This window comes from Brachybacterium sp. NPDC056505 (assembly GCF_042794925.1).
Lineage (GTDB): Bacteria > Actinomycetota > Actinomycetes > Actinomycetales > Dermabacteraceae > Brachybacterium > Brachybacterium kimchii.
Genome location: NZ_JBHTSV010000045.1, coordinates 22452 through 29519, shown reverse-complemented (window position 1 = coordinate 29519; position 7068 = coordinate 22452). Strand labels below are relative to the sequence as shown.

The window sequence follows — 7068 nt, the reverse complement described above, 5'->3', positions numbered from 1 at the left end:
GGCGGCCACTCCTCGTGGCCGCCGCCGCGTGCGTGGTCCTGCTGCTGGTCGTCGCGTTCGGCGTGCGCCAGTTCGTCGCCGCGCCCTTCCGCGTGCCCAGCGGCTCGATGGAGCCGACGCTGCGCTCGGGCGACGTGATCCTCGCCGACCGCACCGGCTCCGCGGCGGTGCATCGCGGCGAGCTCGTCGTCTTCGACGGCTCGGGCTACTTCCCGAAGGACGGCGCGATCTCGCGCTACTGGGTCAAGCGCGTGGTGGCCGTGGGCGGTGACAGCATCCGCTGCTGCGACGACGGCGGACACCTCGTGCTGAACGGCGAGAGGCTCGAGGAGCCCTACCTCGCACCCGGCACCGACACGAGCACGGTCCGCTTCGACCTCGAGGTCCCCGAGGGGCGCATGTTCGTCCTCGGCGACAACCGGGCGGACTCCACGGATTCCCGCTTCCTGCTCGGGTCGCCCGGCGGTGGCATGATCCCGACCGATCGCGTGATCGGTGAGGCCAGTCGCATTGTCTGGCCCCTGGGAAGAGCCGGCCGACTCGACCGATAGGATCAGCGCGATGAACGAGAAGGCGCCGACCCCCGGGGACCACGATCCCGAGGACGCGACCGTCCGCGACCAGTCGTCGGAGGGCGCGAGCACCGGCGGCACGGGGGAGCGCCCCCGCCCCGGCGGGAGCGGCGGCGCGCGCGCCGCACGGCGCCGCGGGTACCGCGGGAGCTGGCTCGACTACGCGGTGACCATGCTGGTCGCCCTGATCATCGCCGTGCTCGTCAAGACCTTCCTCATCCAGCCGTTCTTCATCCCCTCGGACTCGATGAACCCGACGCTGGTCCAGAACGACAAGATCCTGGTCTCGAAGCTGAGCCCCGGGGTCTTCGACCTCCATCGCGGCGACGTCGTCGTCTTCGAGGACACCCAGAACTGGATGGAGAGCGAGACAGGGGCTGACCAGTCCTCCCGCTATCGCCTGCTGACGGTGCTCAGCTGGGTGGGCCTGGCCCCCGATCCCTCCCAGAACCACCTGGTCAAGCGCCTGATCGGCCTGCCCGGTGACCACGTGGAGTGCGTCGAGGGCGGAGATCTCACGGTGAACGGCGAGACCCTCGACGAGCCCTACATCAATCCCCAGACCCCCGCCTGCCAGACCTCCTTCGACGTCACGGTCCCGAAGGACAAGCTCTGGGTCATGGGCGACAACCGCTTCGACTCCGCGGACTCCTCGTACCACTACTCGCAGGGCGAGGAGCCCTACGTCGACGAGGACGACGTCACCGGTCGCGCGGTCGCGATCTTCTGGCCCGTGAACCGCTGGACCGGGCTGGGCGACGGGCGCGACGCCTTCGCCTCCGTCCCCGACCCCTCCTGAGGGCGCCCGTGACCACGCTCGCGTCCTCGCCCGCGGGTCGGCGCCGATCGGTGCTACCGACCTGGGACACCGAGATCGCCCTCGCTCTCGCGCACGCCGACGCCGCGCCCGACGCGTCGCGCGGCGACGACTCCGCCGACCCCGCGCGCCCCGTCGTCGTCGCGGGCGTCGACGAGGTGGGCCGCGGAGCGCTCGCCGGCCCGGTGGTCGTCGGCGCCTTCGCCGTCCTCATCGGATCCGACGGTCCGGAGCGCGCGCTGCCCGAGGGGGTCCGCGACTCCAAGGTCCTCACCGCCCGACGCCGCGAAGCCCTCGTCGGCCCCCTCCGGGAGGTCGCGCACGCGCACGCCCTGGGGTGGGCGAGCCCCGAGGAGATCGACGCCCGCGGCATCCTGGCCGCGCTGAGCCTCGCCGCGGGCCGCGCGATCACCGGGCTCGGCGTCGCCGCGGACATCGTGCTCATGGACGGAGACGCCGACGTCATCACCCCGGCTCTCGCCGAACTGGCCCCCGATGCGGCGGGCGAGCGGACCGAGGGGCGGACCGTTCCCTCCGTGCAGCTGCGCGTGAAGGCGGACCGCGACTGCATGAGCGTCGCCGCGGCGAGCGTGCTCGCGAAGGTCGCGCGCGATGCGCACATGGTCGAGCTCGACGCCCTCGCGCCCCACTACGGGTGGGCGGGCAACAAAGGGTACGGATCGGCGGCGCACCGCGAGGCGCTGCGCACCCGCGGAGCCCACGCCCAGCACCGCAGGTCCTGGAACCTGGGACTCCCCGTGAGCGGGGGCGCGAACGTCCAGGAGACGCTGGGTGTCCCTGGCGTACTGTGGTCGGACGCGGGCGAGCAGCCCCGTCCCCGGATCCCGAAGGAGGCGCAGCCGTGAGCACGCAGGACCTCGAGAGCTACGAGTCCGACATGGAGCTGCAGCTCATCCGGGAGTACCGCGACGTGGTGGGGCTGTTCACCTACGTCGTCGAGACCGAGCGCCGCTTCTACCTGTGCAACCAGGTCGACATGCAGGTCCGCACCGCCGGCGGCGAGGTCTTCTACGAGCTCACCCTGGCCGACGTCTGGGTCTGGGACATCTACCGCTCGAGCCGCTTCGTCCGCTCCGTGCGCGTGGTGACCTTCAAGGACGTCAACATCGAGGAGCTCGCGAAGCCCGACATCGCGCTTCCCTGATCCCGGGGGCCGACGCACGGCCCGCCCTCCGTTCCTCCCCAGTGCCCCGTCATCCACAACGGCGGCCCCGGCCGCGCGCGAGGCGTGCGCGAGCGCCAGGGTGAGGGCATGACACGCCGACCCGCCCCCATCCCGTTCCCCGCCGCCGTCCCTCTGGCCAGGCTCAGCGCCCTCGAGCTCGGGAGGATCGGCGAGCAGGTCGTCGCCGACCACCTCGCCGAGGCCGGCTGGCAGATCGTGGAGCGCAACGCCCGCTTCCGCGCCGGCGAGATCGACATCGTCGCCCTCGAGGGCACCACACTCGTGTTCGTCGAGGTCAAGACGCGCCGCACCCTGGTCACCGGCGTCCCGCAGGCAGCCGTCACCCCGCTCAAGGTGCGACGCCTGCGCGCGCTCGCCGGCGCGTACCTCATGGAGCACGCCCCGCGGCACCACGAGGTGCGGATCGACGTGGTCGCCGTGCACGTGCTGGGTGCGGGAGGGTGCGAGATCGAGCACCTGCGGTCCGTGTCATGAGCGCCGGGACGACATGCCGGGGCGCGAGGACGGGCGCCGTCGGGCTGCGCGGCGTCACCGGGACACTCGTGGAGGTCGAGGCCGACGTCGCCCAGGGGCTGCCGGCGTTCTCCCTGGTCGGGCTGCCGGACTCGACCACCCTGCAGGCGCGTGAGCGCGTGCGCGCGGCGGCGGGGGCCATCGGCACCCCGCTCGCCCAGCGCCGGATCACCGTGAACCTGAGCCCCGCCTTCATCCACAAGGTGGGCTCGGGGTTCGACCTCGGCATCGCCGTCGCGATCCTCGCCGCCCAGGGCACGCTGAGCCCGGAGGCCGTGGCGGACGTCGTCCACCTCGGCGAGCTCGGTCTGGACGCGACGCTGCGCCCGGTCCCCGGCGTGCTGCCCGCGCTGATCGCCGCGCGGGCGGCGGGCGTGCGCCGCGCCGTGGTCCCCGAGGGGAACGCGCGCGAGGCGCGGCTCGTGGAGGGCATCGAGGTGTTCTCCGCCGCGGACCTGGGCCAGGTCATGCGCCATCACGGGTGCCGGGCGCCCCTGAACCGTCCCGCCCAGAAGGTCCTCACGCCGCGCAGACCGCCCGCGCCCGGGGCGGACGTCGGCGCGCGCCGCCCCGGGCTCGACTTCGCCGACGTCATCGGTCAGGCCCAGGCGCGACGTGCCGCCGAGGTCGCCGCCGCCGGAGGGCACCACCTGATGCTGCAGGGGCCTCCGGGCACGGGGAAGACGATGATCGCCTCCCGGATCTCCGGGATCCTGCCCGCCCTCGAGGACGAGGACGCGATCGCCCTCAGCGCGATCCGCTCCCTGGACCGCACCTTCGACGCCGGAGGCGGCCTGATCCGCACCGCGCCCTTCGAGAGCCCGCACCACACCGCGAGCGCCCCGAGCGTGATCGGCGGCGGCAGCGGCATCGCCCGCCCCGGCGCGGTCTCCCGCGCCCACGCGGGCGTGCTCTTCCTCGACGAGGCGCCCGAGTTCAACTCCCGCGTGCTCGAGGCGCTGCGCGAGCCCCTCGAGACCGGCGACATCACCCTGCACCGCGCGCTGAGCGTCACCCGCTACCCCGCGCGCTTCCAGCTCGTGCTCGCCGCCAACCCATGCCCCTGCGGGCACTCGTGGGGGAAGGGCACCCGCTGCACGTGCACCCCCATGCAGCGCCGCAGCTATCTCCGGAAGATCTCCGGTCCGGTGCTGGACCGGATCGACATGCGCGTGGACGTGGGACCGGTCGACCCGATGCGACGGGACGCCGGATCCTCCGAGTCCAGCGCGGAGATCGCCCGCCGCGTCGCCCGCGCCCGCCAGAGCCAGGCGGCGCGCTTCGCCGACGAGCCCTGGCACCTGAACTCCCAGATCCCCGGCCCCGAGCTGCGACGCGCCTACAGCGCCGAGGACCGCGCCGCGGCCATGCTCCAGCGCGCCCTCTCCCACGGCCGCCTGACCCTGCGCGGCCACGACCGCGTGCTGCGCGTCGCCTGGACCCTCGCCGACCTCGAGGGCAGCGCGCGTCCCGACACCGACCATGTGGGCCTCGCGCTCACCCTGCGCGGGAAGGACCTGTGATGACCTCCATGAGCCCGCGGGACTCCGCGCGCGAAGGGCGCGAGCAGCCGGGCGCACGCGTCGCGTCGGACGGCGCAGGCGCGGCGGGCGCGTCGTCGCCGGCGGATCGCACGGCCCGCATCACCTGGTCGCTGCTCGCGGAGCCCTCCGACGACGCCGCGCACTCGACCTGCACGGTCCACGGCGTGCGCGAGGGGCTGGAGATCCTCGCGCGCGGGGATCTCGACGCGGTCGAGCACGCCCTGCGGGTCCTGCCGGTCCGCGACCCCAGCGCGCCCCGTGCCCAGCGCACCGATCGCCGCGCCGCCGCCGCGGCCGCGCTCTCTCGCTGGAGGGAGCGCGACGGGAGGATCGATGCGCAGGCCGCCCTGGATCGGGCCGTCGGCCTGGGCATGCGCGTGATCGTGCCCGGGGACGACCAATGGCCCACGGGCCTCGACGATCTCGGGCCCGCGGCCCCGTTCTGCCTGTGGGCGCACGGCCCCGGGGATCCGGGGCGGCTCGCCGACGACCGGGCGATCGCGATGGTCGGCTCCCGCGCCTCGACCCCGTACGGGGAGGACTGCGCCTCGTCGATGGCCGCACAGCTCGCCGCGGAGGGGGCGACGGTGCTCTCGGGCGGGGCCTACGGCATCGACGCCGCGGCGCATCGCGGGGCGCTCGCCGCCGGCGGGCCCACGATCGCCGTCCTCGCCGGGGGCCTCGACCGGCTGTACCCGCGGGGGAACGACCAGCTGCTGCGCGCGATCCGCGAGCGCCACGTGCTTCTCAGCGAGGCCCCGCCCGGGACAGCGCCCACGCGATGGAGGTTCCTCGCCCGCAACCGGCTGATCGCGGCGCTCGCGCGCGTCGTGGTGGTCGTCGAGGCGGCCTGGCGCTCCGGCGCGCTGTCCACCGCGCGGCATGCCGGGACGCTCGAGCCGCCGCGCACCGTCGCCGCGGTGCCCGGGCCGATCACCTCGGCCGCCTCCGCGGGCTGCCATCGGCTCGTGCGCGACGCACAGGCCGTCCTGGTCAGCGAGGCGCAGGAGATCCGCGAGCTGCTGCCGGGGTCCGCCCCGGCCGGCGACTCCTCGTTCGCCCAGCAGGACGAGCTGGACTTCCTCGACCCCGCAGACCGGCGCGTGCTGGACGCCGTGCCGCCGCGCTCGCGGATCACGATCGACCGGCTCGCGAGCGAGGTCGGCCGTCGCGAGAGCGAGGTGATGGCGGCCCTGGGGAGGCTCGACGCCCTCGGGCACGTGAGCATCACCGGGCAGAGGGTGGGCAGGCGCTGAGCGATCGTGCGGCTCGGCGGCGCGCCGTCGCGGGGGCGCGCCGCCCGGTCCCGTCGACGGCGCGGTGCCACACTGGGCCCATGGCCACCGGGAGCACCGCGCGCGATGGGGGAGCGGTGCGCGCCGAGGAGGACGATGCCGTGCTCGACGCCTTCGTCGAGCACCTGCGCTTCGAGCGCGGACGCTCCGAGCACACGGTGGTGGCCTACTCCCGCGAGGCCCGCAGCCTGCTCGAGCATCTGCACGAGGTCGAGCGCATCGAGCTCGCGGATCTCGACGTGACGGCCCTGCGCTCCTGGCTCGGCGCCCGCGCCGAGGCGGGCCTCGCGTCCTCGTCCCTCGCCCGGGCGGCCGCGGCCGCCCGCACCTTCACCACCTGGCTCGCGCGCACCGGACGGATCCCGCAGGACATCGGCGGGCGGCTCAAGGCCCCCAAGCGGGGCCGCCATCTGCCCGCCGTGCTCAGCCAGGACCAGACCGAGGAGCTGCTCGAAGCGGCCGAGCACGGGACCGCAGCGCCCCGCCCGCCGGGCCGTGCGCCCGGCACGGAGGACGAGGAGACGAGAAGGCGGGGCACGGGGAAACCGAGCCCGGACGGGAAGGGCCACGATGGACAGGGCGCCGACGACTCCCAGCGCCTGATCGAGGCGGCGCTGCGCCTGCGCGACGCGGCCGTGCTCGAGCTGCTCTACTCCTCGGGTCTCCGGGTCTCCGAGCTCGTCGCCCTCGACCTGCGCGCGATCGACCACGCGGAGCGCACGGTCCGCGTGGTCGGCAAGGGCTCCAAGGAGCGCATCGTGCCCGTCGGCCTCCCCGCGATCCACGCGATCGAGGAATGGACCGGCGCGGGCCGCCCCGTGCTCGCCTCCACGCGCTCGGGGGAGGCGCTGTTCCTCGGGTCCCGCGGCGGGCGCCTCGGCGACCGCGCGGTGCGCACCCTCGTGGACCGCCACGCCCAGGAGGCGGGGATCCACCGCCACATCAGCCCGCACACGCTGCGGCACACCGCCGCCACGCACCTCGTGGAGGGCGGCGCGGACCTGCGCAGCGTCCAGGACTTCCTGGGCCACTCCTCGCTGGGCACCACCCAGATCTACACCCACGTCAGCGCCGAGCGCCTGCGCAGCACCCTGGATCAGGCGCACCCGCGCGCCTGATC

8 protein-coding genes are annotated in these 7068 nt (G+C 74.7%); all 8 read left to right on the top strand.

Translation table 11 applies throughout. The features are described from left to right. Window positions 1-14 precede the first annotated feature (14 nt). The 8 genes from lepB (ACFQ53_RS16050) (at window position 15) to ACFQ53_RS16015 (ending at window position 7066) form a co-directional block, all read left to right on the top strand. Window positions 15-551, top strand: coding sequence for a signal peptidase I (gene lepB, locus ACFQ53_RS16050; RefSeq protein ID WP_377861440.1), 537 nt, complete (start codon window positions 15-17; stop codon window positions 549-551). Between the two features lie 10 nt (window positions 552-561). Next, entirely contained in the window at window positions 562-1371 is an 810-nt protein-coding gene (gene lepB / locus ACFQ53_RS16045; RefSeq protein WP_377861438.1) for a signal peptidase I, read from the top strand. An 8-nt stretch (window positions 1372-1379) separates the two neighbouring features. Beyond that, entirely contained in the window at window positions 1380-2255 is an 876-nt protein-coding gene (locus ACFQ53_RS16040) for a ribonuclease HII (protein WP_377861435.1), read from the top strand. Then, the gene (locus tag ACFQ53_RS16035; protein WP_109275318.1) at window positions 2252-2554 is read left to right on the top strand and encodes a DUF2469 domain-containing protein; all 303 of its coding nucleotides are present in this window, start codon (window positions 2252-2254) and stop codon (window positions 2552-2554) included. The genes ACFQ53_RS16040 and ACFQ53_RS16035 overlap by 4 nt, the downstream gene beginning before the upstream one ends. Before the next feature lie 108 nt (window positions 2555-2662). Next, a complete protein-coding gene (locus ACFQ53_RS16030; protein ID WP_249480750.1) occupies window positions 2663-3070 on the top strand; it encodes a YraN family protein in 408 nt (135 codons plus the stop codon). Further along, window positions 3067-4632 (top strand): YifB family Mg chelatase-like AAA ATPase, encoded by a 1566-nt coding sequence (locus ACFQ53_RS16025; RefSeq protein ID WP_377861432.1) that lies wholly within the window; start codon window positions 3067-3069, stop codon window positions 4630-4632. Before ACFQ53_RS16030 ends, ACFQ53_RS16025 begins: the two co-directional genes overlap by 4 nt. After that, window positions 4632-5909 (top strand): DNA-processing protein DprA, encoded by a 1278-nt coding sequence (gene dprA / locus ACFQ53_RS16020; RefSeq protein ID WP_377861429.1) that lies wholly within the window; start codon window positions 4632-4634, stop codon window positions 5907-5909. Before ACFQ53_RS16025 ends, dprA begins: the two co-directional genes overlap by 1 nt. Window positions 5910-5989: 80 nt before the next feature. Continuing rightward, window positions 5990-7066 (top strand): tyrosine recombinase XerC, encoded by a 1077-nt coding sequence (locus tag ACFQ53_RS16015; protein WP_377861426.1) that lies wholly within the window; start codon window positions 5990-5992, stop codon window positions 7064-7066. The last annotated feature ends 2 nt before the right edge of the window (window positions 7067-7068 follow it).

Excerpts from the sequence above, each read along its gene's own strand:
- lepB (WP_377861438.1), top strand. The coding sequence starts at position 562 with ATGAACGAGAAGGCGCCGACCCCCGGGGACCACGATCCCGAGGACGCG.
- ACFQ53_RS16030 (WP_249480750.1), top strand. The coding sequence starts at position 2,663 with ATGACACGCCGACCCGCCCCCATCCCGTTCCCCGCCGCCGTCCCTCTG.
- ACFQ53_RS16025 (WP_377861432.1), top strand. The coding sequence starts at position 3,067 with ATGAGCGCCGGGACGACATGCCGGGGCGCGAGGACGGGCGCCGTCGGG.
- dprA (WP_377861429.1), top strand. The coding sequence starts at position 4,632 with ATGACCTCCATGAGCCCGCGGGACTCCGCGCGCGAAGGGCGCGAGCAG.
- ACFQ53_RS16015 (WP_377861426.1), top strand. The coding sequence starts at position 5,990 with ATGGCCACCGGGAGCACCGCGCGCGATGGGGGAGCGGTGCGCGCCGAG.